The sequence below is a fragment of the Mesorhizobium sp. M1399 genome (assembly GCF_040317735.1).
In the GTDB taxonomy this organism is placed as follows: Bacteria; Pseudomonadota; Alphaproteobacteria; order Rhizobiales; family Rhizobiaceae; genus Mesorhizobium.
Genome location: NZ_JAMYKZ010000002.1, coordinates 177,772 through 203,996 on the forward strand (window position 1 = coordinate 177,772; position 26,225 = coordinate 203,996).

General features: G+C 64.0%; 27 protein-coding genes, 1 tRNA gene and 1 pseudogene. 18 read left to right on the plus strand and 11 right to left on the minus strand.

What is annotated here, in order from left to right; translation table 11 throughout:
• Positions 1 to 146 precede the first annotated feature (146 nt).
• Genes NKH05_RS03340 through NKH05_RS03350 form a run of 3 tightly spaced genes read left to right on the plus strand, consistent with a single transcriptional unit; the run spans position 147 to position 3,648 of the window.
• A complete protein-coding gene (locus tag NKH05_RS03340; protein WP_352857113.1) occupies positions 147 to 1,652 on the plus strand; it encodes an ABC transporter ATP-binding protein in 1,506 nt (501 codons plus the stop codon).
• Positions 1,652 to 2,707: an ABC transporter permease gene (locus NKH05_RS03345; protein ID WP_023721349.1), complete on the plus strand. Its 1,056-nt coding sequence runs from the start codon at positions 1,652 to 1,654 to the stop codon at positions 2,705 to 2,707. Before NKH05_RS03340 ends, NKH05_RS03345 begins: the two co-directional genes overlap by 1 nt.
• Positions 2,704 to 3,648: an ABC transporter permease gene (locus NKH05_RS03350; RefSeq protein WP_352480999.1), complete on the plus strand. Its 945-nt coding sequence runs from the start codon at positions 2,704 to 2,706 to the stop codon at positions 3,646 to 3,648. The genes NKH05_RS03345 and NKH05_RS03350 overlap by 4 nt, the downstream gene beginning before the upstream one ends.
• A 14-nt stretch (positions 3,649 to 3,662) precedes the next feature.
• Here NKH05_RS03350 and NKH05_RS03355 read toward each other — a convergent pair whose 3' ends face one another.
• Entirely contained in the window at positions 3,663 to 4,430 is a 768-nt protein-coding gene (locus NKH05_RS03355) for an SDR family NAD(P)-dependent oxidoreductase (RefSeq protein WP_023721347.1), read from the minus strand.
• 266 nt (positions 4,431 to 4,696) lie between these two features.
• Between NKH05_RS03355 and NKH05_RS03360 the strand changes: the two genes are divergently transcribed.
• Entirely contained in the window at positions 4,697 to 4,852 is a 156-nt protein-coding gene (locus NKH05_RS03360) for a hypothetical protein (RefSeq protein ID WP_023678176.1), read from the plus strand.
• A gap of 130 nt (positions 4,853 to 4,982) precedes the next feature.
• Positions 4,983 to 5,930 carry an LLM class flavin-dependent oxidoreductase gene (locus tag NKH05_RS03365; protein ID WP_023721346.1) on the plus strand — a complete coding sequence of 316 codons (948 nt, stop codon included), beginning with the start codon at positions 4,983 to 4,985 and terminating at the stop codon, positions 5,928 to 5,930.
• Positions 5,931 to 5,966: 36 nt separating this feature from the next.
• On the opposite strand, the gene NKH05_RS03370 is transcribed toward NKH05_RS03365, so the two are convergent.
• Genes NKH05_RS03370 through NKH05_RS03380 form a run of 3 tightly spaced genes read right to left on the minus strand, consistent with a single transcriptional unit; the run spans position 5,967 to position 8,870 of the window.
• Positions 5,967 to 6,917: a dihydrodipicolinate synthase family protein gene (locus tag NKH05_RS03370; protein ID WP_352857112.1), complete on the minus strand. Its 951-nt coding sequence runs from the start codon at positions 6,915 to 6,917 to the stop codon at positions 5,967 to 5,969.
• Complete coding sequence (locus NKH05_RS03375) at positions 6,907 to 7,902, minus strand: Gfo/Idh/MocA family protein (RefSeq protein WP_023721344.1); 996 nt, start codon at positions 7,900 to 7,902, stop codon at positions 6,907 to 6,909. The genes NKH05_RS03370 and NKH05_RS03375 overlap by 11 nt, the downstream gene beginning before the upstream one ends.
• Positions 7,899 to 8,870 carry a Gfo/Idh/MocA family protein gene (locus NKH05_RS03380; protein ID WP_352857111.1) on the minus strand — a complete coding sequence of 324 codons (972 nt, stop codon included), beginning with the start codon at positions 8,868 to 8,870 and terminating at the stop codon, positions 7,899 to 7,901. The genes NKH05_RS03375 and NKH05_RS03380 overlap by 4 nt, the downstream gene beginning before the upstream one ends.
• 97 nt (positions 8,871 to 8,967) lie before the next feature.
• Here NKH05_RS03380 and NKH05_RS03385 point away from each other — a divergent pair, with 97 nt between their 5' ends.
• From NKH05_RS03385 to NKH05_RS03415, 7 genes are all read left to right on the plus strand, one after another.
• The gene (locus tag NKH05_RS03385) at positions 8,968 to 9,681 is read left to right on the plus strand and encodes a FadR/GntR family transcriptional regulator (protein WP_352857110.1); all 714 of its coding nucleotides are present in this window, start codon (positions 8,968 to 8,970) and stop codon (positions 9,679 to 9,681) included.
• A 32-nt stretch (positions 9,682 to 9,713) separates the two neighbouring features.
• A complete protein-coding gene (locus NKH05_RS03390; protein WP_352857108.1) occupies positions 9,714 to 11,294 on the plus strand; it encodes an ABC transporter substrate-binding protein in 1,581 nt (526 codons plus the stop codon).
• Positions 11,295 to 11,360: 66 nt separating this feature from the next.
• Positions 11,361 to 12,320, plus strand: a complete 960-nt coding sequence (locus tag NKH05_RS03395) for an ABC transporter permease (protein WP_352857106.1) — start codon at positions 11,361 to 11,363, stop codon at positions 12,318 to 12,320.
• A complete protein-coding gene (locus tag NKH05_RS03400) occupies positions 12,320 to 13,222 on the plus strand; it encodes an ABC transporter permease (protein WP_352857104.1) in 903 nt (300 codons plus the stop codon). Before NKH05_RS03395 ends, NKH05_RS03400 begins: the two co-directional genes overlap by 1 nt.
• Before the next feature lie 18 nt (positions 13,223 to 13,240).
• Positions 13,241 to 14,158 (plus strand): dihydrodipicolinate synthase family protein, encoded by a 918-nt coding sequence (locus tag NKH05_RS03405; RefSeq protein ID WP_352788032.1) that lies wholly within the window; start codon positions 13,241 to 13,243, stop codon positions 14,156 to 14,158.
• On the plus strand, positions 14,155 to 15,165 hold the full coding sequence (locus NKH05_RS03410; protein WP_352481116.1) for an ABC transporter ATP-binding protein: 1,011 nt from the start codon (positions 14,155 to 14,157) through the stop codon (positions 15,163 to 15,165). Before NKH05_RS03405 ends, NKH05_RS03410 begins: the two co-directional genes overlap by 4 nt.
• Positions 15,165 to 16,133, plus strand: coding sequence for an ABC transporter ATP-binding protein (locus NKH05_RS03415; protein ID WP_352480991.1), 969 nt, complete (start codon positions 15,165 to 15,167; stop codon positions 16,131 to 16,133). The genes NKH05_RS03410 and NKH05_RS03415 overlap by 1 nt, the downstream gene beginning before the upstream one ends.
• A gap of 16 nt (positions 16,134 to 16,149) precedes the next feature.
• Here the strand turns inward: NKH05_RS03415 and NKH05_RS03420 are convergent, their stop codons facing one another.
• The 3 genes from NKH05_RS03420 to NKH05_RS03430 form a co-directional block, all read right to left on the minus strand.
• Complete coding sequence (locus tag NKH05_RS03420) at positions 16,150 to 16,863, minus strand: haloacid dehalogenase type II (RefSeq protein WP_353025032.1); 714 nt, start codon at positions 16,861 to 16,863, stop codon at positions 16,150 to 16,152.
• Between the two features lie 290 nt (positions 16,864 to 17,153).
• Positions 17,154 to 17,486 (minus strand): DUF167 family protein, encoded by a 333-nt coding sequence (locus NKH05_RS03425; RefSeq protein ID WP_023721333.1) that lies wholly within the window; start codon positions 17,484 to 17,486, stop codon positions 17,154 to 17,156.
• Positions 17,483 to 17,785: a YggT family protein gene (locus tag NKH05_RS03430; protein WP_023721332.1), complete on the minus strand. Its 303-nt coding sequence runs from the start codon at positions 17,783 to 17,785 to the stop codon at positions 17,483 to 17,485. The genes NKH05_RS03425 and NKH05_RS03430 overlap by 4 nt, the downstream gene beginning before the upstream one ends.
• A gap of 164 nt (positions 17,786 to 17,949) precedes the next feature.
• Here NKH05_RS03430 and NKH05_RS03435 point away from each other — a divergent pair.
• The 6 genes from NKH05_RS03435 to NKH05_RS03460 all read left to right on the plus strand — a co-directional run bounded on the left by NKH05_RS03435 (position 17,950) and on the right by NKH05_RS03460 (position 22,041).
• A tRNA-Ala gene (locus NKH05_RS03435) sits at positions 17,950 to 18,025 on the plus strand.
• Positions 18,026 to 18,654: 629 nt separating this feature from the next.
• Positions 18,655 to 19,554, plus strand: a complete 900-nt coding sequence (locus tag NKH05_RS03440; RefSeq protein WP_023721331.1) for a DMT family transporter — start codon at positions 18,655 to 18,657, stop codon at positions 19,552 to 19,554.
• Positions 19,551 to 20,180 (plus strand): LysE family transporter, encoded by a 630-nt coding sequence (locus tag NKH05_RS03445; protein ID WP_352480989.1) that lies wholly within the window; start codon positions 19,551 to 19,553, stop codon positions 20,178 to 20,180. Before NKH05_RS03440 ends, NKH05_RS03445 begins: the two co-directional genes overlap by 4 nt.
• Positions 20,181 to 20,245: 65 nt before the next feature.
• Positions 20,246 to 21,085: a hypothetical protein gene (locus NKH05_RS03450; RefSeq protein ID WP_031194636.1), complete on the plus strand. Its 840-nt coding sequence runs from the start codon at positions 20,246 to 20,248 to the stop codon at positions 21,083 to 21,085.
• Between the two features lie 51 nt (positions 21,086 to 21,136).
• The gene (locus NKH05_RS03455; RefSeq protein ID WP_084642899.1) at positions 21,137 to 21,823 is read left to right on the plus strand and encodes an LOG family protein; all 687 of its coding nucleotides are present in this window, start codon (positions 21,137 to 21,139) and stop codon (positions 21,821 to 21,823) included.
• A complete protein-coding gene (locus tag NKH05_RS03460; RefSeq protein ID WP_023721327.1) occupies positions 21,820 to 22,041 on the plus strand; it encodes a hypothetical protein in 222 nt (73 codons plus the stop codon). The genes NKH05_RS03455 and NKH05_RS03460 overlap by 4 nt, the downstream gene beginning before the upstream one ends.
• Here the strand turns inward: NKH05_RS03460 and NKH05_RS03465 are convergent.
• The 4 genes and pseudogenes from NKH05_RS03465 to NKH05_RS03480 form a co-directional block, all read right to left on the minus strand.
• A complete protein-coding gene (locus NKH05_RS03465; protein ID WP_352857126.1) occupies positions 22,038 to 24,092 on the minus strand; it encodes a M3 family metallopeptidase in 2,055 nt (684 codons plus the stop codon). The two genes, NKH05_RS03460 and NKH05_RS03465, sit on opposite strands and share 4 nt — an antisense overlap.
• A gap of 90 nt (positions 24,093 to 24,182) precedes the next feature.
• Entirely contained in the window at positions 24,183 to 24,593 is a 411-nt protein-coding gene (locus NKH05_RS03470; protein ID WP_023721325.1) for a hypothetical protein, read from the minus strand.
• An 11-nt stretch (positions 24,594 to 24,604) separates the two neighbouring features.
• Positions 24,605 to 25,249, minus strand: coding sequence for a carbonic anhydrase (locus NKH05_RS03475; RefSeq protein WP_023721324.1), 645 nt, complete (start codon positions 25,247 to 25,249; stop codon positions 24,605 to 24,607).
• A 155-nt stretch (positions 25,250 to 25,404) separates the two neighbouring features.
• Positions 25,405 to 26,193, minus strand: a pseudogene (locus tag NKH05_RS03480) (3-hydroxybutyrate dehydrogenase).
• Between the last annotated feature and the right edge of the window lie 32 nt (positions 26,194 to 26,225).

Consider the following 26,225-nt stretch of genomic DNA (forward strand, 5'->3'; position numbering starts at 1 on the left):
GCAGGGCCGGGTGGGGTCCTCCGCGACGCGCTCCGTCTCTTAAGTCAAAAGTCGAGGCGGTTGAGGCGACCCCTCCCGCCTCGCTTCGCTCGGTACCTCCCCGCAAGGGGGAAGGGTATCCGCGCCATCTCTCACCAGGAGTGCCCTTGCCCGCCCCTCTCATCGAAATGCGCGGCATCACCAAGAGCTTCGGCGCCGTCAAGGCGAACGAGGCCGTCGATCTCAGCGTCGCGCCGGGTGAAATCCTCGGGTTGCTCGGCGAAAACGGCGCCGGCAAGACGACGCTGATGAACGTGCTGTTCGGCGCCTATGCGCCCGACGCCGGCGAGATCCTGGTGCAGGACCGGCCAGTGGCGATCAACAGCTCGGCCGATGCGCTGGCCGCCGGCATCGGCATGGTGCACCAGCATTTTCATCTCGCACCGCGACTTTCGGTGCTGGAGAACCTCTTGATCGGCATTCCCGGCAGATCGGGCCGGATCGACCGCGCCGGGGGGCTGGCGCGGCTCGCCGAGATCGGCCGCCAGCATGGGCTGGCGCTCGACCCGGACCTTCCCGTTTCGGCGCTGTCGGTCGGCGAGCAACAGCTGCTCGAAATCGTCAAGGCATTGTTTCGCGGCGCAAGGCTGCTGATCCTCGACGAGCCGACGGCGGTGCTGGCGCCAACCGAGGTCGACGGACTGTTTTCGGCGCTGCGCTCGATGGCGGCACAGGGGCTCGGCATCATCTTCATCTCGCACAAGCTCAACGAGGTGCGGGCGCTGACGCATCGCTGCGTCGTGCTCAGGCACGGGCGCGTTGCCGGCCGCGTCGATACGCCGGCCAGCACGATATCTTCGGAGATGGCGCGGCTGATGTGCGGCCACGAGATCGTGCCTCCGGCCAGGGGACCGTCGACACCGGGTCCGGCGGTGCTGACCCTCGATGGTATCTCGACATCGCATCATTCCGGCATGGCGCTGCGCGATGTGTCGCTGTCGGTACGCGGCGGCGAGATCCTCGGCATTGCCGGCGTCTCCGGCAACGGCCAGCGGGCGCTTGCCGAGGTCATCTCCGGCGTGCGAGCGCCCGATGCCGGCCGCATGACGATAGCCGGCAAAGCCGTTTCGCGGTTCTCGCCGAGCGCAGTGCAGGCGCTCGGCCTTGGCCGCATCCCAGAAGACCGTATGACGACCGGGCTGGTCACCAATCTGCCGCTTGCCGATTCGATGGTGCTGCCGCGCATCGGCACGGTGGCGTTCAGCCGCAACGGCCTGCTCAGACAGGATGCGATCCGCACCTTCGCCGAGGCGCAGATCAAGGCCTACGATATACGTTGCCCCGGGCCGATGACGCGCGCCGGGGCGCTGTCCGGCGGCAATCTGCAGAAGGCGCTTTTGGCGCGCGAACTCGCCTTCGACCCAAAGGTGCTGATCGTTTCGCAGCCGACACGCGGCCTCGATATTGGTGCCGCGCGCTTCATCCACGAAAAATTCCTCGACATGCGCGCCAAGGGCTGTGGCATTATCGTTATCGGCGAGGACCTGGAAGAGTTGCTGATGCTCTGCGACCGCATTGCCGTGATGTATGAGGGCCGCATCGTCGGCACGCTGAACAGCGCCGATGCCAGCGTCGCCAGACTCGGGTTGATGATGACCGGGGCGGAGGCCTGATGTTCCGTCTCGAGGCCCGCACCTCAACGCCCGCCTGGTTCAATCTGGCGCTGCCGCTGCTCGCCATCGGCGCGACGCTGATCCTGTGCAGCGGCCTCATTGCATTGGCCGGCGCCGGCGTCGTCGAGGCATATGGCGTGATGTTTTCGGCGTCGTTGGGCGACAGCTACGCCATCACCGAAACGCTGGTGCGTGCCGCGCCGATGATCTTCACCGGTCTTGCCGTGGCGGTCGCTTTCCGCGCCAAATTCTGGAACATCGGCGCCGAAGGGCAATTGCTGGCCGGTGCGGTGGCGAGCTGTGCCGTCGGCGCCATCCCGATGCCGGGGCCGCTCGCCATGTTGCTGATGGCGCTGGCGGGCGCCGCCGCCGGCGCGGCCGTCGCCCTGATCCCTGCCACACTGCGGGTAAAATTCAGGGTCGATGACGTGGTCAGCTCGCTGCTGCTCAATTCGGTCATTTTCTACGCGCTGATGGCGCTGATCGAGGGCCCATGGAAGGATAGTTTCAGCGGCTACCCGATCTCGCCGCCGATCGAGGATTCAGCGAATTTCCCAGTGCTGCTCGAAGGCACGCGACTGCATCTCGGCGTCGTCGCGGCGCTGGTCGCCGCACCGGTCATCTGGTTCGTGGTCGCGCGCACGACGCTTGGTTTCCGCATCAGGGTCACCGGCGAGAACCCGGAAGCCGCGCGCTATGGCGGCATCAATGTCGAGCGGGTGCTGATTTCGACGGCGCTGCTATCAGGCGCGCTGGCCGGCCTTGCCGGCGTCGGCGAGGTCGGCGGCGTGCATTTCCAGGTGATGAGCGACATCTCGCCGGGCTATGGCTATTCCGGCATCGTCGTCGCCATGCTGGCGAGGCTCAATCCGCTCGGCGTCGTGCCGGCGGCGATCTTCCTTGCTGCCGTCATGACCGGCGCCGAGGCGATGTCGCGGGCGACCGGCGTTCCGGCCTTCCTCAGCGATGTCATCCAGGGAACGGCGCTGCTCGCCATGCTGGTGGCGCTGCTGTTCACCGCCTATCGCATCCGTCGCGTGGGAATAGCCAAATGAGCGTGGTGCTGGAGCAGATATTCCAGGTCGGCTTCCTGGCCGCCATCATCCGCATCGCCACGCCGCTTGCCTTCGCGACGCTGGGCGAGATGTTTTCCGAGCGCGCCGGCGTGCTCAATCTCGGCATCGAAGGCATCATGCTGTTGTCGGCAATGACCGGCTTCACCGCGGCGAGCCTCAGCGGCAGCCTTTGGCTTGGCGTGCTCGCAGCCGTGCTGACCGGCGCGCTGATGGGCGCCGTGCATGCGCTGTTCACGGTGGCGCTCGGCCTCAGCCAGCATGTCTGCGGCATCGGCGTGACGCTGTTCAGTTCAGGCCTTGCCTATTTCCTCTACAGGCTGATCTTCGGCCAGCAATCGGTACCGCCGAACATCAAGGGGTTCGAGACGCTGCCGATCCCGATATTATCCGGTATTCCGGTGCTTGGGCCGGCGGTGTTCAACCAGTTTTCGCTGGTCTACATGGCAATGCTGTCTATTCCCCTGGCCGCCTTCGTGCTCTACCGCACGCCATGGGGCCTGTCGGTCCGCATGGTCGGTGAAAACCCGCGCGCCGCCGATTCGGCAGGCGTCAGCGTCATCGCGACGCGCTCCCAGGCGGTGATCCTCGGCGGCGCCTTGATGGGGCTTGCAGGCGCCTTCCTGTCGATGGCGCAATTCAACGCTTTCACCTTCGGCGTGGTTTCCGGGCGTGGCTGGGTGGCGATCGCACTCGTCGTCTTCGGCCGCTGGGATCCATGGCGCTCGGCAGGCGCCGCACTGCTGTTCGCCTTCGTCGACGCGCTGCAATTGCGCATGCAGGCAAGTGGGCTCGGCCACATTCCTTATGAGGCGTTCCTGATGCTGCCCTTCATCTTCACCATCGTCGCCATGGCGGTGATGTCGCGCAATGCGGTGGCTCCTTCGGCACTGCTCAAGCCGTTCCGGCGCGAAGAGCGGTAGCGGCGCGCCGTCGTTCACATCGCGGTAAAGCCGTTATCCACGAACAGATGGGCGCCGTTGACGAAGCTGGCCTCGTCGCTGGCCAGGAACAGGGCTGCCCTCGCCACCTCTTCCGGCTCGCCGATCCGGCCTTGCTGCGCGGCCATTGCCGCGTCTGAAACATCGACGCCAAGTTTGTCGAGATCGGCGACCTCGCGCAGGCCATGCGGTGTCCTGATGAAGCCGGGGCAGACCGCATTGCAGCGGACGTTGCGGTCGCGGAATTCGACGGCAATGGCACGCGCGAACATGTGGCAGGCACCCTTGGTGGTGTCGTAAAGCACCTCCATCGGCGTCGCCGCCACCGCCGAGATCGACGAGGTGCAGACGATGGAACCGCCGCCGGCGGCGATCATGCCGGGCAGCACGGCGCGCGTCATCAGGAACATCGAACGCACATTGACGGCATGCAGCCAGTCCCATTCCTGCAGCGTGGTCTCCAGGAAGGGTTTGATGACGATGGTGCCGGCATGGTTGAACAGAACCGTAACCGGGCCGAATTTTTCCATCACGCCCTTCACCGCCGCTTCGACCTGCCGCTCGTCCGATACGTCGGCGACCCAGTGCTCGGCGATATGGCCGCGTTGCCTGATTGCCGCTGCGGTGGCAGCCGCCGCTTCGCCGTTGCGGTCGACGATCGCCACCTTGGCGCCCTCGGCCGCGAAAAGCTCCGAGGCCGCACCGCCCATTCCCGTCGCGCCGCCCGAAATGATGGCGACCTTGCCGGCCAGTCTTGTGCCCATGTTTTGCTCCCTGCTGCCTTGCCGTGACGTCGCGGCTTCCGCTCAAGCAGCGATGCTATCCCGCATCCATTGGATGGCCAAGGAGCCACACACACATGGACCTGACGTTTTCTGCCGTCTTCCCCGGCACGCCCAAAAGCCAGCGCTAAGCAGCAAAAACACCAATTTGTCTGCGGTTTGGGGAAAATTGTTCTAAAGATCGCGCGAAAATAGCACTCGACAAAGTCTACTGATTTTATAGATTAAGCGCCGAGACGGAGGTCGATATGTCCTATAGCCAGAACGCTCAGACTGCCCGCAAAGGCCAAAGGCTGGGTTCCGACCAGGTGTGGCGGCCGGCCTATGCCGGCGCTTTCGCCTATCTCGTCTTTGCCCTTGCGTTCGTATTCACCGGGGCAGTGGTACTGGGGCTGATCCCCTGATTAGTAAGGCTCTGATCGTCGAGGCTTGCTCGGGATAGCGGCCTGCCGTTTGCAGAAATTCCGGAGTTGAATGAACCGAATGCCGGTGCGCTTTTGCGTGCCCTGATTCAACGTGATGGAGGAGATGGCAATGCCGATCGAGTTCACGCATGTTCCCGGTAAGATCCACGCTGCCGACGCCAGCTTTTTCTACGACTTTGTCGAGACCGCGACGAAGCTGTCGCTGATCGAGGATGCCGGATTCCAGAAGATCGTCATCGACGACCAGGCCGGGCTGCTGACCAATATGGACCTTGCCGCCCAGACGCTGGACCGGACCTCCTCCCTCGAGGTCGTGCTCACCCATTGGGCAGGCGTGATCGAACCAACCGTGGCGGCGCGGCAGCTCGCTGCCCTCGACGCGAGAAGCCGTGGCCGGCTGTCGCTCAGGATGCTCAGCGAGCCGCTGAACGACGACGATGCCGAGGCACGTCCGGCCGGCCATACGGTGGTCTGGCAACGCATCGACGAATATCTGGTGCTGCTGAAGCGGTTGTGGTCGAACGACAGGCCGTTCGACCATGAAGGCGCCTTTTACAGCGTCAACGGCGGCTATGTGCCGCGCAAGGGGCTGCATGGTGCCGACGTGACCATCCGCATGGGCGGACAGTCGGGCACAGCGCTCAGGGTCGCGGGCAGGCATGCGGATGTGTTCGAGCTGGCGCCCGGCTCGCTTGCAGAAATCCGACAGTCAATGGAGCGCGTGCGCGGCGCTGCCGCCGAACACGGTCGGGCCGGCAAGCTGCGTTTCGCGCTTCCCGTCCGAATCCGTTCGGCAGACAAACCTGCCGCTTCCTGCCAGAAGGCGGTCGAACTTGCCGGGCCGCCGGCGCAGGTCGCGCTGTCGCTGCTTTCCTACGCCGCTTTGGGGATCAAGGAGTTCATGATCGTCGGCGTCGACAGGCCGCGCGAGATTGCGACTGCCGGCCGCGAGGCGATCGCACTGCTGCGCAACTCACTGGCACGGCGCGAGGCGGATGCCCCTGCATCGGGGACGTTTGTGTCACGCGCGATACCGGGCCTGCGAGCCGAGTGCTGAAGAGCCGCCGTCGTCACGCACCTTGGCTGACGGATCCTACCACCATTCCGGGAAAGCCGCGTGAGCGGCCCTGGCCAGCGTCGGGATTTCCTGATCGGGAACGGAGCTGTAGGGCCAGAGCAGTCGCGGGCCGAGCGGCGCCCAGCCGCCGGCCGCCGCCATCGCCTTGTCGAGTGCTGCATCACCGACATTGTAACGGGTGCGAAACGGTAGGACATGTGCGGCGAGGAAGGCCTGTATGCGGGCCTCGACCTCGGCAGCGGCGACCAAATCGGTACGGATCATCCGCCACCACTGCACCGCGCCCTTCGGGTTGAGGCAGGCAACATTGGAATAGCTGCCATGGGCTCCCCCGGCATAGCCTGTTGCCAGCGTATGGCCGGGGACGAAGACGGAAAATCCGTCCAGTTGGCGGCGCATATCGGCATACCAGCCGGCGTCGCCGCCCGGCAGCTTGGCGCCGACCAGCGACGGCATGGCCGCACGCAGCCTGGCGATGCCGTCGAGCGTCAGGCGCCGCTTGGCGTGCGGCGGGTTGTAAAGCACCAGCGGCGTGTCAGGCGCAGCCTCGCAGAGGCCGCCGGCGAACCGCATGACCTCGTCGTCGCTGGGCGGCCACCAGTCGGGCAGCGTGAATTGCACCGCCGCCGGGCCAAACGCCGAGACCCGCGTCAGCCGCTCCAGTGCGACGCGCGGATTGGACTGGCTGATGCCGATCTGGAAAGGAAGGCGCGCGCCGCCGGCTATTTCGGCAACCAGCTCACAAAGCCGGTCGAATTCGGGTTCGGTCTGGCAATGGAATTCGCAGGCCGTGCCATTGGAATAGACGCCGTCGACGCCTGAGGCGCAGAGCCGGGCGATCGTCTCTTCCGTCGCCTGCCAGTCGATCGCTCCGCGATCGTCGATGGCCAGCATCACCGCGCCCCAGACGCCGCGCGGTGCGTGTGCGGGCAAGCGGGCCAGATGGTCGTCGAGGTCAGCGTGCACCGGCGATCTCGTGTTCGTGGCGGGTTTCGTTCGACGCGAAGGCAGCCTCGATAATGCCGATGATCTTGCGTGCATAGAGACCGTCGACCGGCACCGGCGTGTCGTCGGCAATGGCATCGCGCATCGCGCTCCATTCGCGCACCAGCGCGTTGTGCATCCAGTTCGGCTCAAAGGAACCGGGCAACTCGGTCCAGACCGTATCGCGTCCAAGCATCGTGCCCCGGTCCATGTCGATGCGCAGCGTTCCCTGCTCGCAGACCAGATCCATGGCGTAGGTGGTAGCGCCGGTGCGATAGCCGATGCTCTGCACCTGGCCGATGCCGCCGCCGGCGAAGCGCAGCCCAAGCAAGGCGCTGTCGTCTGCTTCCTGGTCATGGAACTTGGCGCCGAGCATGCCGCTCACCGACACGACATCGTCATCCATCAGCCAGACCAGGCGGTCGAGCGCGTGGATGCCGGCCGTCAACAGCATGCCGCCGCCGGTCGACTTGCGCAGATGCCAGTCGCGGCGATTGTGCTCCATCCATAGCTTGATGATCCAGCTCGATCCGATGAGCGGCCGGCCGAGCTCTCCTTGCTCCAGCTTCTGCCTGGCTGCCATGCAGGGCAGGGCGAAATGCATGAGATGGGCGACCATCAGCTTGACGCCGCTATCGGTTACGGCGGCGTTGATCGCGTCGCAGGCAGCCGCCGTCGGCGCCATCGGCTTTTCGAGCAGGATGTGCTTGCCGGCGTTTGCTGCGCCGATGGCCATTTCGGCATGGAGATGGTGCGGGGTGGCAATGAGGACCGCGTCGACCTCCTTGTCGTCCAGCAGCTTGCGCCAATCAGTGTAGCCGCAGCCGCCATATTCGGCGGTGAAGCGCTGCAGCGCATCGGCATTTCCACGAGAGGCGGCGACGAGACGAATGCCTCCCACCTCACGGATTGCCCGCGCATGGGCTGCGCCGAAATCGCCGGCGCCGATAATTCCTATTCCAATCATGATCCTGCCTTTTCATAAGCGGCGTCGATCAGAGACATCGCCGCAACATAATCCTCGATGGACACCGGCGGAGGCGCCTTTCTGGCCAGCCGGTCAAGCGTATCGCGCATGAACAGACGATAGCGCGTTGCCGGCAGTTCGACCGGCAAATCGGTAACGGCCGCATCGTCGAGCGTTGCGCAGGTGGCATGGTCGCCATGATCGATGAGGGTGGCATTGGCACTGACGATACGCCACTCGAAGTCACCGCCGGGGCGCATCGAGGCAAAGGTGTAACCGGCCTCGACGATGAACACCGCGCCGGCCTCGTCTTCCAGCACCAGCAGCGCATGGTCCTCGACCGGGCCGGGATGAATGCGGTTCGCGATCGAAACGCTTTTCAGGCCGAGCTTGCCGGTTGCGAGGCTGAGTGCCGCGTCGACGCCGTGTATGCCGAGATTCCTCAACGCACCCCCGCCGCCAACCGCCGGATCGACGACCCAGGCGACACCGTCGGCGATGTAGCGTTGCGGCGGGCCGTTGACCAGCCGGAACTGGCAATGCGCCACCGGCCCGGCGCGACCTTGCCGGCGCAGCCGTTCAAAGCCGGCAACGGCCGGCCCGAAACGGTTGGGCAGGGGAACAGCGACAAAAGCCTGGTGCTGCCTGGCAAGCTCGCGCAGCGCCATCAGTTCCCTCGTATGGCTGGCCGCCGGCTTCTCCAGGATCAGCGGTATCCCTGCTGCGATGATCGCGCGTGCCCGCGCCGGCACCATCGAAGGGTGCCCCATCAACAGGATCGCATCCGGCGGGCTGGAGAGTATTTCCGTGAAATCTTTGATAAACGGCAGATCGTGGTGCGCGGCGAACCCATGCGCTTGGCCAGGATCCTCGTCCCAGATGCCGGCGATCTCCGCACCGTAAAAGCGTGCGGCGTCGAGGTGCATTTCGGCGTGCCAGTGGCTCGAGCCGGCGAGGGTAATCTTCATTCGAAGGCAGCAGGTTTGTTATGGGCTTGCAGGATATCCTACAAGTAGCTATACGACAAGCGGGCAGGCTAATCCGGCGGATGATGAAAGCAGTGGGATGGCGGAACTGAAGTCGATCGAACCGTTGAGCAGACCGCCGCTTCTTCACGTCACCGTGCAGGAAAGCCTCAGGGCCTATATCGAAATCAACCAGCTCAAGGCAGGCGATCCCTTGCCGCCGGAAACGTTCCTGGCGCAGCGGCTCGGCGTCGGCCGCAACTCCGTGCGGGAAGCCATCAAGGCGCTGGAATCGATCGGCATCCTGGAGACGCGGCGCGGCATCGGCGTCTTCGTCAAGGAGTTCTCGTTCAAGCCGCTGCTGGATAACCTGGCATACGGTTTGCAGGATTCGCTGCGCGATGTCGAAGAGCTGCGCGAAATCCGCCGCGTGCTGGAAACCGGCCTCATCGCCAAGACGATCGAGATGATCAGTGCCGAGGATATCGAGGCGCTGCGCCAGTTGACCGAGCGCATGCGGCAACGTGCCGAGCTCCATGAGAGCTTCGCCGAAGAGGACCAGCAATTCCACCAGCTGCTGTTCCGCTGCCAGAACAATCACATGCTGAGCGCACTGATCGACATCTTCTGGACGGCGTTCAACAAGGCCTCGAATTTCACCAATCTCGATAATCCGACGCCGCTGGCGACATGGCGCGACCATCACGAGATCGTCGAGGCTGTCGCCGCCAAGGATGTCGACCAGGCGCGTCGGCGGCTCGACGACCATTACCGGGGAATCCAGCAGGTTATCGCCAAAAACCGAGCAAGCTGAAGAACAACCTGACTATGCCAAGGGAGGAAACCATGCGCATCAGGACTATCGCATTCTCAGTCGCCGGGCTGCTGCTCGCCAGCATTGCCCCATTGACCAATGTCCAGGCACAAAGCGCCAAGACCATTGCGGGCGGCTTCGACGTCGGCCCCGGCGGTTTTCCCAAGAACTTCAACCCGCTGGTCGCGACCGGCGGCTACACCTGGCTCAGCACATATTTTGAACCGCTGGTCATCTACAATGCCGGGCTAACCGATATCGAAGGCGATCTCGCCAAGGACTACAAGATCAGCGACGACCAGCTGAGCTATACGTTCAACCTGGTCAACGAGACCTGGCATGACGGCAAACCGTTCACCTCGAAGGACGTCAAGTTCACCCTGGAGCTTGCCAAGAACAAGGCCTCCGGCAGCCTGTTTGCCGCCCGCCTCGCCAACATCGCCTCGGTCGATGCACCGGATGACCACACCGCAGTGGTGAAGCTATCGAAACCGAACGGCTCGTTTCTATCCATCCTCTCGCAGCTAATGATCCTGCCGGAGCATGCCCTGGCCGCTCTGCCGCCGGAATCACTGGCGACAAGCACCTGGTGGTCGACCGCTCCGGTTGGCACCGGCCCGTTCAAGTTCAAGCGCTACGTGACCGACCAATATGTCGAACTGGCAGCCGATGACGACTATCGCAGCGGCAAGCCGAAGGTAGACGTGCTCATCAACCGCTATTTCGAGTCGCCGGCGGCGGCCGTCGCCGCGCTCCGCGCCGGCGAGATCCAGTTCACCTATGTCGAGCCCGACGATGCGGCATCCTTCAAGAGCGACAGCAATTTCAAGGTGATCGAAGGTGCCTCGTACGTGGTCAACTATGTCGGCCTGAACCAGAAGGTCGACCTGTTTAGGGATATCCGTGTCCGCCAGGCGATTATGTATGCGATCGATCGCAACGCCATCATCGACAGCCTCTACGGCGGTGCCGCCAAGCCAGCCAATTGCGGCTATGTCGCGCCGCATCTCGTTCCGGCAGACCTCGAACCCTATGCCTACGATCCGGCAAAGGCCAAGGCGCTGCTGACCGAGGCGGGCTGGGACAAGATCAATGGCGACAAGCCGATCACCTTGCTGACCTATTACGGCTCGCCGCAAGCCGCCAATGTGATGGCCGCTGTCCAGTCGATGCTGGCCGAGGTCGGCATCAATGTGGTGCCGCGCGTCGTCGATACGCCGACCTACAATGGCATCGTCTACAAGCAAGGCACGCCGGACTGGAATGCATTTCCGATGGTTTATGCCGGCCTGCAGAACGGCCCCAACCCGGCCGGCCTCAATCCCGGCCTCAACAAGTCGCAGATTCCGCCGGCAGGCTTCAACACCATGCGCATCGAGTTCGATGATCTGAGCACTGCATTGGACGCCGCGCTCGGTCAAACCGATCCGGCCAAGCTCGATCAATCCTGGCAGGAGGTCTGCAAGGTCATGAACAAGGACCTGCCCTGGGCGACGTTGTGGGTGGCCAACCGCTATGGCGTGGCCTCCAACAAGCTGCGTGACTTCGTCTGGACGCCGGCGCCGGGCGGCGGTCCTTATGCAGCTCACCCCGAGCGCTGGGACATCCCGTAAGAACTCCGCAACCAAGCGAGCAGGCGGAACCACTTTGGCGCCGCCTGCCGTCGCCACGGATAGCCAATGTTGAGCTTCATTGCCCGCCGCAGTGCCACAGGATTGCTGATGCTGGTCGCGCTCAGCATCCTGATCTTCATCCTGCTGCGGCTGGCGCCGGGCGATCCGATCGACGCCTATATCAACCCGTCGGTCCCCATGTCGGCTTCCGACCTCGAGGGCCTGCGCGAACGGCTCGGGCTCGATCGGCCGCTTCCCGTGCAATATCTCGCCTGGCTGCGCGCGGCGCTGAGCGGTGATTTCGGCTATTCGATCCAGCGCAGCGGCGTTGCCGTGCTGCCACTGGTCATGGAACGCATCGGCCCGACGGCGCTGCTGATGGGCACGGGCCTGGCGATCGCCATCGTGCTCGGCATTTCCGCCGGCATTTTCAGTGCGGTGCGCCGTAACGAACCGTCCGACATCGCGCTGTCGGTGCTGTCGTTTATCGGTATCTCCAGCCCAGCTTTCCTGACGGCGCTGCTTGGTCTCTATTTATTCTCGGTATTGCTGCGCTGGGCGCCGTCCGGCGGCATGCAGACGGCGGGCGCGCCGTTCTCGATGACGGATGTGCTTGCGCACCTCATCCTGCCCGCCTGCCTGCTATCGATCGGCCATGCCGCGCTGATCATGCGCTACATGCGCGCTTCGCTGCTGGAAGTGCTCAACCAGGATTACGTGCGGACGGCGCGTGCCAAGGGCGTGCGCGAGTTCTGGGTGATCATCAAGCACGCCACCCGCAACGCGCTTTTGCCGGTCATCACCCTGATCGGCTCGACCGTGGGCATCGCCATCGGCGGCGCCATTTTCCTGGAAAGCGTGTTCAACTGGCCGGGCATGGGGCTGCTTCTGGTCAATGCCGTCGGCACCCGCGATTACCCGGTGATCATGGGCGCAACCCTGGTGATCGGCGTTTGCGTCATCCTGGTCAATCTCCTGACCGACGTCGTCTATGCCGTCGTAGACCCGCGCATTCAGGTGGCGTGATGGCAATCACCGCGCCGGACCCGACAGCCGACCGGACAGCCGCGCCACAGACCAAAGGCCCGCTTCGCCGCGCGCTCGACCGCTTTTTTGAAAACCGCGCGGCGCGCGCCGGGCTTTTGATCGTCATTCCCATCCTGCTGGCGGTTTCGACCTATCCTCTGTGGTGGCCGTTCGGCCCGAACGCCATCGACCTCAGGGCGATGAACAAGGCCCCGTCGGCCATTCATTGGCTGGGCAGCGACGGCGTCGGGCGTGACGTCATGGCCCGGTTGCTGCAAGGCGGGCGGATCTCATTGCTGGTTGCCGTCTGCTCGGTCGCCATTTCGACCGTCATCGGCTTCCTGGTCGGCGCCGTCGCCAGCTTTGGCGGGCGTCTCGTCGACGGCACGGTGATGCGCTTCGTCGATCTGGCGATGACGCTGCCGCCGGTGATCTTCCTGCTGGTGCTGGCTTCGATTGCCGGCACCGGCATCGCCCCGACCATATTGGTGATCTCGCTGCTCTCCTGGCCAGTGCTGTCGCGCATGGTGCGCGCCCGGCTGCTCGAACTGCGCGAGCGCGATTTCGTCGTTGCGGCCCGGGGCATGGGCGCGGGGCTGCCGCATCTGCTGTTCCGGCATGGCCTGCCCAACTGCATCGATATCCTGGTCGTCTACGCCACCTTGCAGATCGCCAACGCTATCCTGCTCGAGGCCGGCCTGTCCTTTCTCGGCCTTGGCATCGCACCGCCAGAAGCCAGCTGGGGCAACATGCTCAATCTCGCCCGCTCCACCGTCGTGCTGGAAAATTACCCGTGGCAATGGATGTTCCCGGGCGCCGCACTGGTGCTCACCGTCCTCGCCATCAATTTCATCGGCGACGGCTTGCGCGATGCATTCGATCCTCGCTCCGATCTCAACTGACCTCAAAGGTTCATCAAAATGCCCCTGTTTACCGGCGTCGTGCCACCTGTCGTCACCCCGCTCAATGCCGATTTCAGCATCGACTTCCCGTCGTTCACCCGCACCATCGAGAACCTGCTCGACGGCGGTGTCCACGGGCTGTTCGTGCTCGGCTCGACCAGCGAGGTGGTCTTCCACGACGAGGCAGGCCGCAGGGCCATCCTCGAGCATGCAGTCAAGGTCAATAACGGCCGGGTTCCGATCTTCGCTGGGGTCATCGACCCGACGACCGATCGTGTCATCAACCACGCACGCATCGCCAGATCGGCCGGCGTCGACGCTATTGTTGTCACCGCGCCGTTTTATACCCGCACCAGCCAGCCGGAGATCGGCGACCACTTCCGCTATATCAAGGATGCGATCGACATTCCCGTCATCGCCTACGACATCCCGGTCTGCGTTCACGTCAAGCTGGAGCGCAAGACCACGGTCGGCCTCGCCAGGGAAGGCGCCATCGCGGGCATCAAGGATTCCAGCGGCGATGACGGCAATCTGCGTTACGTGCTCAAGGATATGGCCGACGATCCGGGTTTCTTCGGCATGACCGGCTCCGAGATCCTGGTCGACAGTGTGCTGGCCATGGGCGCGCATGGCGTCGTGCCGGGCCTCGCCAATGTCGACCCGCATGGTTACGTCAGGCTGTGGAAGCTGACGCAGGCCGGCCAGCATGCCGAAGCACGGCTAGAGCAGGAGCGATTGTTGAAACTGTTCGAGATCGTCTGGATCTCGCTCGGCAGGACAAGCGCCGGCTCGGCCGGCGTCGGCGCCTTCAAGGCAGCGATGAAGAGCCTCGGCATCATCGCCTCGAACACCATGGCGCGGCCGCAACGCAGTCTGAACGGGGAGGAAACCGCAAAGATCGACATGATCCTTCGCGACGTGGGGCTGCTCCGCTGAGTGTCGCGCCGATACTCTCGATTTCCGGCCTGCGCGCGGTGTTCCGCATTGCGGGGCGCGACATCGCGGCGGTAACGGATGTCGACCTGACGATCGGCTCCGGCGAGACGGTGGCGCTCGTCGGCGAATCCGGATCCGGCAAATCCGTCACCAGCCTGTCGATCATCGGCCTGTTGCCGAAAAGGGTCGGGCATATCGCTGAGGGGTCGATCGCGCTGCGGCGCAAGAACGGCACGGTCACCGAGCTGACCAGCCTCGATGCCGAGTCGCTGCGCAAGATACGCGGCAACGAGATCGGCATGGTGTTCCAGGAGCCGATGGCCAGCCTCAACCCGGTCTACACGATCGGCGAGCAGATTGCCGAGCCGATCCGCATCCATCTCGGCAAATCGCATCGCGAGGCAGAAGCAGACGCGGTGCGGCTGCTGGAGCAGGTCGGCATTCCCGATCCGAAGCGGCGGGCGCGACAGTATCCGCACGAGCTGTCGGGCGGGATGCGCCAGCGCGCCACTATCGCCATGGCCCTGTCCTGCGATCCAGGCTTGCTGATCGCCGATGAGCCGACAACCGCGCTGGACGTCACAATCCAGGCCCAGATTCTCGATCTTTTGGCCGAGCTGCAGGCGCAGCGCGGCATGGGCATCCTGTTCGTCACTCACAATCTCGGCGTCGTAGCCGAAATTGCCGACCGGGTAGCGGTGATGTATGCCGGGCGTATCGTCGAAACAGGTCCGGTGAGCGAAGTGTTCACCCGCCCGCGTCATCCCTATACGGCGGGGTTGATGCGCTCGGTGCCGAGGCTCGGCGAGGCCACGGCGCTGAAGATAGCGGGGACGCCGCTGCCGACCATTGCCGGAAATGTTCCGTCGCTCGCCTTGCTGCCCAAGGGCTGTTCCTTCGCGCCGCGCTGCCCGATGGCTATCACTGCCTGCCGCGCCGCGGTGCCGCCATTGTTTGCGGCGACGCCGACCCAGCAAAGCCGCTGCCTGCGCTGGGAGGAGCTCTGATGGAGGGCGCCCCGTTCCTATCGGTCAAAAACCTGACCAAGCATTTTGCGCCGACCGCGTTTTCGCGCGGCCCCATCGTCAGGGCACTGGAGGATATTTCGTTCGAGGTCAGGCGTGGTCAGGTGGTCGGGCTGGTCGGCGAATCCGGCTCCGGCAAGACCACGATCGGCCGCTCGGTGCTGCGTCTGATCGAGCCGACATCCGGCCAGATCAGCTATGGCGGCACCGACATCACCAGGCTGGGTGCCGCCCAGTTGCGCCGCCAGCGCCGCAAGATGCAGTATATTTTCCAGGATCCCTTCGCCAGCCTGTCGCCGCGCATGACGATCGGGCAGATCCTCACCGAAGGCTTGGACATTCAAGGCATTGGCAGGAAATCCGAGCGGCGGGCGAAGGCCGAGAAGGCACTTGCCGCGGTCGAGTTGCCGGTCGACGCCTATGATCGCTACGCCCATGAATTCTCGGGCGGCCAGCGCCAGCGCATCGGCATCGCCCGGGCGCTGACGCTCGAGCCGGAATTCATTGTCGCCGACGAGCCGGTCTCGGCGCTCGACGTCTCGATCCAGGCCCAAATCATCAATTTGTTGCGCGACCTGCAGCTCCGGCTTGGGCTGACCATGCTGTTCATTTCGCACGATCTGGCCGTGGTCGAGTACATCTGCGACACGGTCATCGTGCTCTATCTCGGGCGCATCATGGAGGTTGCGCCGGCGGCCGAGCTCTATGCCCGGCCGCAGCATCCCTATACGCGCGCGCTGCTGTCGGCCATTCCGTCGCTCGATCCGTTGGCCAGGCAAGACCGGCAGGTGCTCAAGGGCGATATTCCCAGCCCGGCAAACCCGCCGTCGGGCTGTGTTTTCCGGACCCGTTGCCCGTTTGCGCTGGAGGCTTGCGCCGGGGCTGTGCCGCCGCTGAGGGCGACAGCCGAGGGTCATCTGAAGGCCTGCATCCGCGACGACATCGCTTAGGTTTTTTGCCCTGTGCCTACGCGAGAACTTGGGCGAGATGGACAAGGTCGTCGGCCACAAAGTCCCAGCTCTCAAGAGGCGAGAGATCGGTCGTCTGCGCCGGACCATGCTCTCTCGGCCGAGCAACAAAAGCGGTTCCGATACCGCACCTTCGTGCCGCAGCCAGGTCGTCGTTATGCGCGGCGACTAACACGGCCTCCGAAGGTCGCACCCCCAGGATCTCCACTGCGCGGAGATAAGCCTGTGGCGCAGGCTTGTAGGTGCCGAACACATCCGAGCCAAGGACGGTGTCCCAAGGCAGGCCGGCGCGCTTGGCAATATCCAGTAACAGCCGGGTATTGCCCCCGGACAACGGCGCGATGATGAAGCGTTCCCTCAGCCTCGCAAGGCCTTTCAGCGAATCGGGCCACGGCTCCAGCCGATGCCAGGCGAGATTGAGTTCCTCAACTTCGGCGGCCGGCAGCTCGGATGGGGTCAGCCCGAACTGGACGAGAGCGGCGTCCAGATTCTCCCGGTTTATCCCGTCGAGTGAAACGAAAGGCCGGTGCCCTGTCCGCACCGCTTCGGTCGAGGCGTCATAACGCAACGCCCATGCATCGGCGAATTCACCGGGATCGACCTGCTGTGCACCATTTCGCGCGAGGAAGGCGCCGGCCTCCCTTGCGATACCGCTGCGCCAGTCAACGACGGTTCCCAGAACATCGAAGAATAGGACTCGAATAGTGGTCATATTGAGCTTCCGGTCGGGGTTGCGGTGCGTGTCCTGCCGCATCGGTCGCGATAGGACGGATCGACCTCGTCGAGCTGCTGATCAGATAGTCGAAATGTTTAAAAGCCTGATCGCGAAGGTGGTTCCCCCAACCTCATTGAAACGTCATCGACGCCAACCCATATGCAATCGGCGTCGGATGTTTCCTCCCATTCGTCCGGCGCGTTCCCCTCTGAAGGTTTTCGACCTTCACATCTGGCCGGGCTTGCAGCCCGGCCTTTTTTCTGCCGGGCTCGGTGAGCGAGCCGAGATCATGGCGCAGGCGTGCCGGGCGTATCGATGCGTTTGGTCAGCGCCGCGGGATCGCCAAGCACGCGCAGCGTCTTCAGTCGCGCGGTGCCGCCGGCGACGACCGAGACGGCTGATGCGGGTACGTCAAGCGCCTTGGCGACCAGCCTTTCCAGCGCTCGATTGGCGGCCCCGTTTTCCGGCACGGCGCGGACACGGGCTTTTAAATAGCTTCGCCCATCCGCCGATGTCTCGATGCCTTCCAGCCTGTCCATCGCTGATTTCGGCGTCAGCCGGACGAACAGGTCGATGCCGTCGGCGCGAAGTCGAAAGAAACGGTTCGTCCCGTGACTCACATCGATCCGATACCGAACATCGGCTGAACCGTCGTGTCTAGGAAAACGCTGATAAATGTCAGCGCCAGCAACAGGATGATCGGCGAGATATCGATGCCGCCAAGGTCCGGGAGAATGCGGCGGATCGGCCGCAATGCCGGCTCGGTCAGTCGATAGAGCATGTTGCCGATCGAGTCGACAAGCTGGTTACGCGAATTGACGACGTTAAAGGCGTAAAGCCAAGAGAAGATAGCCGCGCCAATCACAATATACCAATAGATATTAATCGCGGCATGCAGCGTGTAAAAGACTGCGATCATCGGTTGCTCCTTGCGAACGCCCGACATGTAGCCACTGCAGGGGAAAGCGGCAAGAGCCGCCTCTGCCGCATGGCGAAGCCGGACCAGCGGCAGACGAGAATTCGGCGACACGCACAGCCTTGACAGGAAACCTCAGCGGCCGATAAAAGCCCCATCCGCTGGACGGGGCTGTAGCTCAGCTGGGAGAGCGCGTCGTTCGCAATGACGAGGTCAGGAGTTCGATCCTCCTCAGCTCCACCAGCGGATTTTTCGAATCCCCTTGCCTGGTTGCATGCCGAAGACAGCGGCCTTGGGCGCTGTTCCGCTTGCGCAAGCTTACTCGGGCAGGGGCGATTTCGCGACGCCGAGAGAAGGCCGCTCGCGACTTGCGGCCATCGACCGGCGTTTACGAACGCGTTAGGCATCGGGCGGCAAAGATCAGCCTCTCAGGTCGCTCGTCCGGCAGGCCAGAGGGCGTTGCCTCCTTCTCCAACCTTCCGAACGACCCCCTAACCTTGCTGCGCTGAGCGTCGCTTCGGCACCATGACCACCTCGAAAAACGCCCCGTAAGCCATCCGTAAGCCACGTTATCGGAACCTCACCCCGTCGATAAAAGTCGATTGCCGCAGGCCCTTCGCCTGTGTCCATCGATCAGGCGGCGGGGGTTTGAAATGGCGGCTACTTCAGCACTTCGAGACAAAATCCGCGACGCCGGACCGAGCGCGCAGAGCGGTTCCAAAGGTTCTCAGCGCAGCCGGCACACAGCACCACCGGCAGCCTGCAAGCGCAGTTCCAGCGCGTCTTCAGGGCGTGCCGGCCGAAGCCCGCCAGGCTCTCGCAAACAGCTTGAATCGGCACATGCCTGCAATCGGCTCTAGGGGGAAGAGCCGATGTCGAAGCTTCACGCCAACCTGCTTCTCCTGCTTGCCGCCGCTTTGTGGGGTTTCGGCAATGTCTCGCAGAAGACTGTGCTCGGATATCTCGACCCGCTGAGCGCGGCCGGCATGCGCTGCCTGATCGCCGGACTTCTGGTGCTGCCGCTGATGATTGGAGAAAGCCGGGTAGCGAAGACCAAAGGTTTTCGCGCCAGCTTGGCAAGGGTCGGCGCGCTATTCGCCATTTCGATCGTTCTGCAGCAGATTGCCTATCTCGGCACCTCGGTCACCAATGCCAGCTTCCTGATCAGCACCGCGACCGTGATGACGCCGGTTGCAGCGTGGGTTCTGGTCGGGGAGCGGCTGACCGCGACGGTCGGGTTTGCCGCCGGCATGACCCTGATCGGCGCGCTGCTATTGTCTGGCGGCATCGCCGGCTTCAATGGCAGCGACACGACGGTGGTGCTGTCGGCCGCATGCTATGCATTGTGGACGGTCGAGCTCGGCCGCCACATGCAAACCCATGGGCGCCCGTTTGCCACCATGGCGGCGCAGTTCCTCGGCACTGCGGCGGTCACCCTGCCGCTAGCCCTCTCGCATGGCAATTTGTCGGTCGCGACGGCACTCGATGCCTGGCCGCAACTGCTTGTGCTCGGCGTGTTCTCGACTGCCGCCGGCTTCGGCATCCAGACCGTTGCCCAGCGCTTTACCTCTGCCAGCCACGCAGCGGTGATCGTCAGCGCCGAAAGCCTGTTCGGCGCGACTGGCGCCGCCCTTTTTCTCGGTGAGCGGATCTCGCCCATGGGGGCTCTCGGCGCGATGATGATGCTCGGCACCATCCTCTATCTCGTCACCTCGCCCGGGCCGGCGAATCCGGCCGATCCCGTCATATCATCGCTGGAGGGAGCTCCATGAGCTTTGCCGACGCGAGCGGATTCCAGGCTGGGCTTGCGCTCGGCATGGCCTCGATGGCCTCGATAGGGCCGAACAACCTGATGATGATCAGGGAAGGCTTGCTGCGCGGGCGGGTGATGTTCGTGGCGAGCCTGGTGTGGGCGACCTATGTCGCCCTGATCGCCATCTCCTATATGCTCGGCAGCTCGATCGCCGGCCTCGATCCCTCACTCGGAACGGCGCTCTCCTGGCTTGGCCTGGCGGCGGTCTCCTGGTTTGCGGTGAAATCCTTTCGTGCAGCATTGGCCGTCGGCGAGGCCGAGGACCGCTCCGGCAAGGCCGAGACCAGCCGCTCCTGCGTAGCCCGCGTCATGGGCGTGGTCGGGATGAACCCGCTGACCTACGTCGAGCGGCTGTTCGTGCCGGCGGCGTTCGGCCAGTCTTTCGCTGCGAGTGGTACGCAGCTCGAATTCATGGTGACGCTGATCCTGATGTCGGCGCTCGGCTGTTACGGCTATGCGCTCGGCGGCGGCCTCTTGGCGCCGCTGCTGCGCAGCCGTGCCAGCCTGCGCATCTTCGATCTCATCTCCGGGCTCATCCTGTCCACCGTCGCATTGGTCATGGCCGTGGGGCTCGTCTCGCCATGACCGCCCGTAGCAAACGCCCGCTCATCGTGCCGTCAAATGCCACCGCAGCTGAAAAGGAGGATCCAATGCAATTCGACAACGACCGTGCGCCGTTCGGCCGGCATTTCGCGCTTTCAATCTGGAACGACGCGCCGGCCAGCTGGCGTGATGCCTCCGGGCTGGTCGATCGCCTCTCCTTCGAGCCGTCGATTATCGACTTAAAACCGAAATCTGCCGGCCCCAGTCGGACCGCCCGGGCGGTGTCGCGATTTGCGGCTGCCATCCGGGCGCGCATTTCCGGTCCGGGCGGCTACTACAATCTTGGCAACGCGCTGGGGCTGGCAATGGGCGTGGCGATGCAGCTCGCCACCGGCCCTGAATGGGGTGCCGGCACCCTGTTCGACTATTTTGCCGGCAGCGGCAGCGCCGTGGCGTTGACGCTGGCGACGTCGATCTTCTTCTGCAGCGGCGAAGTCTATCACCGCGCCTGGGCTGGCCGCGATGTCCCCGATCCGGCGCTTAACCGGCGCGCCGATCTCCTGTCGGGGCTCGGCGCGATCGGGCTCGGCGTAGCGCTGTTCCTGCTCGGCCAACCGGTGCTGGCTGCGACTGCCGGACTGCTGCATGCGTTGGGAAAATTCGGCAGCGCCGTGTCCGGCATGATTGTGCCCGGTTGGCCGGCCAGGTGGCCCGATCCGTTCCGCAGCGCAGTGTTGGCCAGCCGCCTGCCTGCGGCATTGGCGGCAGCCCTTTCGGCCGGCTCCGCCGTGCCTGAAGTGTGGTCGGGGGCCTCACCCGCCCTTGTCACCGCGCCGCTGACATTGCTCGCCTGCTACGCGCTGTGGGCGAGGGCCGACCTTCTGCTGTTTGCCGACGCCGGCGAAAGCCCACCAACCCGTTCCGCCGCGGCGGGGCAGGGCGACTAGAGCCGCGCCCGCAGGACCATCGTTCAACTGAAGCCAAATGGAGACAGAGCCATGTTCGGAATTTTCAATGACGACGATGCGCCTTCCCTGGAGGGGCTGTTCTATCCGACGCAGACCCGTATCGGCACCGTCTGCGTGTTCGGCGGCGCCCGCGCCGGCAACGACCGGCGCCTCGCGCAAGCGGCCGCGGCGCTGGGCCGCGAAATCGGCAGTGCCGGCATCCGCCTCGTCTATGGCGGCGGCGGTGAAGGGTTGATGGGCGCCGTGGCTTCCGCGGCGGCAGACGCCGGCGGCGAGGTGATCGCGATTGCGCCGCACTTCCTTCTGGAGCGGATGCGGATGCCGCGCGGCGTCGCCCAAATCATAGCGGTTCCGTACATGCACATGCGCAAGCGGCTGATGTTCGACTATGCGGATGCATTTGTAGCGCTGCCGGGCGGAATCGGCACCATCGAGGAACTGGCCGAAGTGATGACCTGGCGCAAGCTCGACCGGCACGACAAGCCGATCCGGGTCGCCGACTTCTTCGGTTTCTGGTCGCCCTGGCTCGACCTGCTCGATCATCTCGAGGAGCCGGGGTTTCTCAGCGGCCACGTGTCGACGGCATGTCTTGTTGCCGACGTGCCGGCAGCAATCCTGCCGATGCTGCAGCGCGGCGTCTGCTTCACGCAAACGCAGCAAGGCGCGAGTACCGTCGGGCGCACCGCTCAATCTCTGGCACCCGTGGCGACACCATGACCGGAGCTGTCGATATGAAGGACCGCTTCGAAGCCATAGCGAACCCAAGCTGCCGGTTCGATATCTGGGACAATGAGAGCGGCGAGCCCGTGGTCCATCGCGGCCGATTGCTCTCCTTTGCCACGACCAAGACGGCGGAGCGGATCGCCGGCTTCCTCAACGAGACAGCCGCGGCCGGTGAGGCCGAGCCGGCCCGAGAAGGGCCGGGCAAGGCTTAGACCAGTCCGCGCTTGGCCATCATTGCTTCCGGTGAAGGCATCTTGCCGCGGAAGGCGGTGTAGAGTTCTTCGGGGTCCTTCGAGCCGCCGGCGGCGTAGATGTTCTTGCGCAGCCGCTCGGCCAGCGCCGGGTTGAACGGATCGCCTGCTTCCTCGAAGGCGGCGAAGGCGTCGGCGTCGAGCACTTCCGACCACATGTAGGAATAATAGCCGGCCGAATAGCCATCGCCGGCAAAGATATGGCCGAAATGCGGAGTGCGGTGACGCATCGCGATGGTGTCCGGCATATTGAGCCTTTCGAGCGTTTCGGCTTCGAAACGAAGCGGCTCTTGCGGCGCCTCCGGGCGCGCATGGTAGGCCATGTCGACCAAGGCTGAGGCGGTGAACTCGACCGTGGCGAAGCCGGCGCCGAAGGTGCGCGCCGCCAGCATCTTGTCGACCAGCGCCTTTGGCATCGGCTTGCCGGTCTTGACATGCAGCGCATGTTTTTCCAGCACCGCCGGTACCGTCAGCCAGTGTTCGTAGAGCTGCGAGGGCAGCTCGACGAAATCGCGGCTGACCGAGGTGCCAGCGACCGATGGCCAGGTGACGTCGGTCAGCATACCGTGCAGGGCATGACCGAATTCGTGGAACAGCGTCTTGGCTTCATCGACCGACAGCAAGGCGGCCTCGCCGGCCGGCGGCTTGGCGAAATTCATGATATTGTAGATGACCGGCTTCGAGCCAGGACCAAGCTTATAGCCGGATTTGAGTGCACTCATCCAAGCGCCGGAGCGTTTCGAGGGTCGCGCGAAATAATCGGCGAGGAAAAGGCCGCGCTCGCTGCCGTCGGCATTCTTCACGACGAAAACACGTGCGTCCGGATGCCAGGTGGCAATGCCCTTCTTTTCCTCGAAAGAAATGCCGAACAATCGTGTCGCCACGTCGAAACAGGCGTCGATGATGCGGTCGAGCTGCAGATACGGCTTCAGTTCGGCCTCGTCGAAAGCGAATTTCTCGGCGCGCAGCTTCTCCTGATAGAAGCGCCAGTCCCAGGCGGCGAATTTTTCATTGCTGCCGGCCTCGGCCGCCAGCCGCTGCAATTCGGCCTGGTCGGCGGCGGCCTTCTCCAATGCCTTTTTCCAAACCGGGTCGAGCAGCGTATGCACCGCCTCCGGCGTCTTGGCCATTGTGTCGTCGAGCTTCAACGCGGCATATGATTCGTAGCCGAGCAGCTTCGCCTTTTCGGCGCGCAGGCGCAGCATGTCGCGCACTACGTCCGTGTTGTCGGTGGCGCCGCCATTCTGGCCACGCATGATGAAGGCGCGGAACGCCGTCTCGCGCAGGTCTCGGCGTTCTGAGAAGGTCGAGAACGGCTCGTAGATCGAACGCGACAAGGTGACGGCGTAGCGGCCCTTCTGGCCGCGCATCTCGGCGGCTTCCGCCATCGAGCTTTTCAGGAATTCCGGCAGGCCGGCAAGGTCAGCCTCGTCGAGGAACAGCGCCCAGTCGCGCTCGTCGGCAAGCAGGTTCTGGCCGAAATTGGTGCCGAGCGACGACAATTCCTCGTTGATCGACGCCAGCCGCTTCTTGCCTTCGGCGTCGAGCTTGGCACCGGAGCGGACGAAGTTTTTCCAGGTCTTTTCCAGTACGCGCAGCGTTTCGGCATCGAGCTTCAGAGTCTCGCGGCGTTGATAGAGATCGTCGATGCGGGCAAAGAGGCGCTCGTTCATCGAGATCGCCGAGAAATGCCGCGACATCTTCGGCGAAATGTCGCGCTCCAGCGCCTGGATTGCCTCGTTGGTGTGGGCGCCAGCGCGGCACCAGAAGATCGACGAGACATGGTCGAGAGCCTCGCCGGCGAGTTCGAGCGCGGCAAGTGTATTGTCGATGGTCGGCGTCCCGGTGTTGCCGGCAATCGCCTCGATCTCGGCCTCATGCGTCTTCAGGGCGGCGTCGAACACCGGAGAAAAATCACCTTCGCCAATGCGCGTGAAATCGGGCAGGCCGAGCGGCCCTTGCCATTCAGTCAGCGGATGGGCGGCGAGGTCGACGGCGGACGGCATGGGCAAACTTTCGCTGGATGGCGGGAGGAGGCGGATCGTCACCGATGTAGGACGCCGGCCGGCTCCACGCAACAGCACGCCCCGTTCATGATTTCCTCAGTAGCCGTCGCAGTTTTCCGCGATCGCGGCTTGCGAACTGGCGGTGATCTGGTCGTTGGCGACCGCAAAGGTCTCCTGCATCAGCATGTCGTTGCTGGGAAAATCATAGCAGGCGATCACAGTGGTGACGCCGCCCTCGGTCTTCTCGATCCGGTGGCGGATTTCGGCGCCGGCGACGGCGCCTTGCCACTCGGCGATCGAAGCGATGAATTCCTGCTTGCTTTGCACGACGCCGAGGTCGTCGAGCTTGATGCGGACGTCGTCGGCGAGCAGGTCCGACAATTCGGTGCGGTCGGCGACGAGCAGTGCCGAATACCAGCGGTCGATGATCGCGCTGTCGTCGGCGCGGGCGAAATCTGCCGAGCACAGCAGTGCTGCCGCCGCGAACGCGACCGGAATTCGCACCATGCCCTTGTCTCCTACTCCGTCTCCGGCCGCTCGAAATCGCCGGTCTCCTTGTTCATCACCCAAAGCTCACCGGTCGAAATATCGAACCAGGCGCCGTGCAGCGATAGCCGCCCCTTGCCTTCGAGGATCGAGACGCAAGGGAAGGTACGCAGATTGGCGATGGAATATCGGATCGATATGCGCTCCAGCGCGGTCTGGCGCTCGGTCGCGGTCATGAAGGTGCTGGACGATACGGTCTCGGCCGCCGGCGCGATCAGGCTCATCCATTTGCCGATGAAATCACCCGGCGACAACGGCGCGGCCGTGGTGTCGAGTGCCGCGCGGATGCCGCCGCAGCGGCCGTGGCCCATCACCACGATGTTCTTGACCTTGAGGCTCTGCACGGCAAATTCGAGCGCTGCCGATGTCGAGTGGAACTGATCGTCGGGCGCATAGGGCGGCACCAGATTGCCGACATTGCGCAGCACGAACAGTTCGCCCGGCCCAGCATCGAAGATCGCTTCGGGCGCGGCGCGGGAATCGCAGCACGCGACGATCATAGTTTCCGGTGCCTGGCCTTCCCGGGCCAGTGCGCGATAACGCCCGCTTTCGGTGAGATAGCGGCCACTCATGAAATTGCGGTAGCCGGTGAGAAGATGCTCGGGAAGATGGGGCATGGGCAGCGGCGGGAGCCTTTCCGGGTTAAAGGCACGGTTCAATCCCGAAAGGCTCTAGCGCATCGGCCCGAAAATCGGAACCGATTTTCGGAGGCGCGGAGACGCAGGTTCAAAGCATTGCAGCGTACTTTGTAGGCAGGCTCTCTCCAGAGTGCCTATTGCGCCGTCCACCCGCCATCCATCGGCAAGGTCGTGCCGGTGATCTGCTTGGCCGCATCCGAGCACAGGAACAGCGCCAGTGCCGCAAGCTCCTCGACGGTGACGAAATTCTTTGGTCGGCTGGGCCGCGAGCAGCACGTCGTGCTTGACCTGTTCCTCGGTCATGCCGCGTGCCTTAATGGTGTCGGGGATCTGCTTTTCGACCAGCGGCGTCCAGACATAACCAGGTGCGATCGCATTGACGGTGATGCCGGCTTGCGCTGTCTCCAACGCCACTGTCTTTGTCAGGCCAGATATGCCGTGCTTGGCCGCCACATAGGCGGACTTGAAGGGCGAGGCGACCAGCGCATGTGCCGACGCGGTGTTGATGATGCGGCCCCATTTGCGCGCCTTCATGCCGGGCAGCGCCGCCTTGATGGCATAGAAGGCCGCAAGCAAATTGATGCGGATGATGCTTCCCATTTTTCGTCGGGAAATTCCTCGATCGGCGCGACATGCTGGATGCCGGCATTGTTGACCAGGATGTCGAGGCTGCCGAAGGCTTCCTCGGCCTCGCGGACCATGGCAGTCACCGCCGCGCCGTCCATCATGTTGGCGCTGGAGTAGCGGCACTGGACGCCGAAATCGGCTTCGATGCCGGCGCGCTCCTGTTCGATGGCGGCCGCATCGCCGAGACCGTTGATGGTGATGTTGGCGCCTTCGGCGGCAAGGGCGCGGGCAATCGCCAGACCGATGCCGCTGGTCGAGCCGGTGACGAGGGCGTTCTTGGAAGACAGGAAACCCATGATGATCTCGCGAAAGGTAGGAGGGAACGGCG

Bases quoted from the DNA above. Each gene is read 5' to 3' on its own strand.
- NKH05_RS03345 (WP_023721349.1), top strand. From the start codon at position 1,652: ATGTTCCGTCTCGAGGCCCGCACCTCAACGCCCGCCTGGTTCAATCTG.
- NKH05_RS03350 (WP_352480999.1), top strand. From the start codon at position 2,704: ATGAGCGTGGTGCTGGAGCAGATATTCCAGGTCGGCTTCCTGGCCGCC.
- NKH05_RS03355 (WP_023721347.1), bottom strand. From the start codon at position 4,430: ATGGGCACAAGACTGGCCGGCAAGGTCGCCATCATTTCGGGCGGCGCG.
- NKH05_RS03360 (WP_023678176.1), top strand. From the start codon at position 4,697: ATGTCCTATAGCCAGAACGCTCAGACTGCCCGCAAAGGCCAAAGGCTG.
- NKH05_RS03365 (WP_023721346.1), top strand. From the start codon at position 4,983: ATGCCGATCGAGTTCACGCATGTTCCCGGTAAGATCCACGCTGCCGAC.
- NKH05_RS03375 (WP_023721344.1), bottom strand. From the start codon at position 7,902: ATGATTGGAATAGGAATTATCGGCGCCGGCGATTTCGGCGCAGCCCAT.
- NKH05_RS03380 (WP_352857111.1), bottom strand. From the start codon at position 8,870: ATGAAGATTACCCTCGCCGGCTCGAGCCACTGGCACGCCGAAATGCAC.
- NKH05_RS03385 (WP_352857110.1), top strand. From the start codon at position 8,968: ATGGCGGAACTGAAGTCGATCGAACCGTTGAGCAGACCGCCGCTTCTT.
- NKH05_RS03390 (WP_352857108.1), top strand. From the start codon at position 9,714: ATGCGCATCAGGACTATCGCATTCTCAGTCGCCGGGCTGCTGCTCGCC.
- NKH05_RS03395 (WP_352857106.1), top strand. From the start codon at position 11,361: ATGTTGAGCTTCATTGCCCGCCGCAGTGCCACAGGATTGCTGATGCTG.
- NKH05_RS03400 (WP_352857104.1), top strand. From the start codon at position 12,320: ATGGCAATCACCGCGCCGGACCCGACAGCCGACCGGACAGCCGCGCCA.
- NKH05_RS03405 (WP_352788032.1), top strand. From the start codon at position 13,241: ATGCCCCTGTTTACCGGCGTCGTGCCACCTGTCGTCACCCCGCTCAAT.
- NKH05_RS03415 (WP_352480991.1), top strand. From the start codon at position 15,165: ATGGAGGGCGCCCCGTTCCTATCGGTCAAAAACCTGACCAAGCATTTT.
- NKH05_RS03420 (WP_353025032.1), bottom strand. From the start codon at position 16,863: ATGACCACTATTCGAGTCCTATTCTTCGATGTTCTGGGAACCGTCGTT.
- NKH05_RS03430 (WP_023721332.1), bottom strand. From the start codon at position 17,785: ATGATCGCAGTCTTTTACACGCTGCATGCCGCGATTAATATCTATTGG.
- NKH05_RS03440 (WP_023721331.1), top strand. From the start codon at position 18,655: ATGTCGAAGCTTCACGCCAACCTGCTTCTCCTGCTTGCCGCCGCTTTG.
- NKH05_RS03445 (WP_352480989.1), top strand. From the start codon at position 19,551: ATGAGCTTTGCCGACGCGAGCGGATTCCAGGCTGGGCTTGCGCTCGGC.
- NKH05_RS03450 (WP_031194636.1), top strand. From the start codon at position 20,246: ATGCAATTCGACAACGACCGTGCGCCGTTCGGCCGGCATTTCGCGCTT.
- NKH05_RS03455 (WP_084642899.1), top strand. From the start codon at position 21,137: ATGTTCGGAATTTTCAATGACGACGATGCGCCTTCCCTGGAGGGGCTG.
- NKH05_RS03460 (WP_023721327.1), top strand. From the start codon at position 21,820: ATGACCGGAGCTGTCGATATGAAGGACCGCTTCGAAGCCATAGCGAAC.
- NKH05_RS03470 (WP_023721325.1), bottom strand. From the start codon at position 24,593: ATGGTGCGAATTCCGGTCGCGTTCGCGGCGGCAGCACTGCTGTGCTCG.
- NKH05_RS03475 (WP_023721324.1), bottom strand. From the start codon at position 25,249: ATGCCCCATCTTCCCGAGCATCTTCTCACCGGCTACCGCAATTTCATG.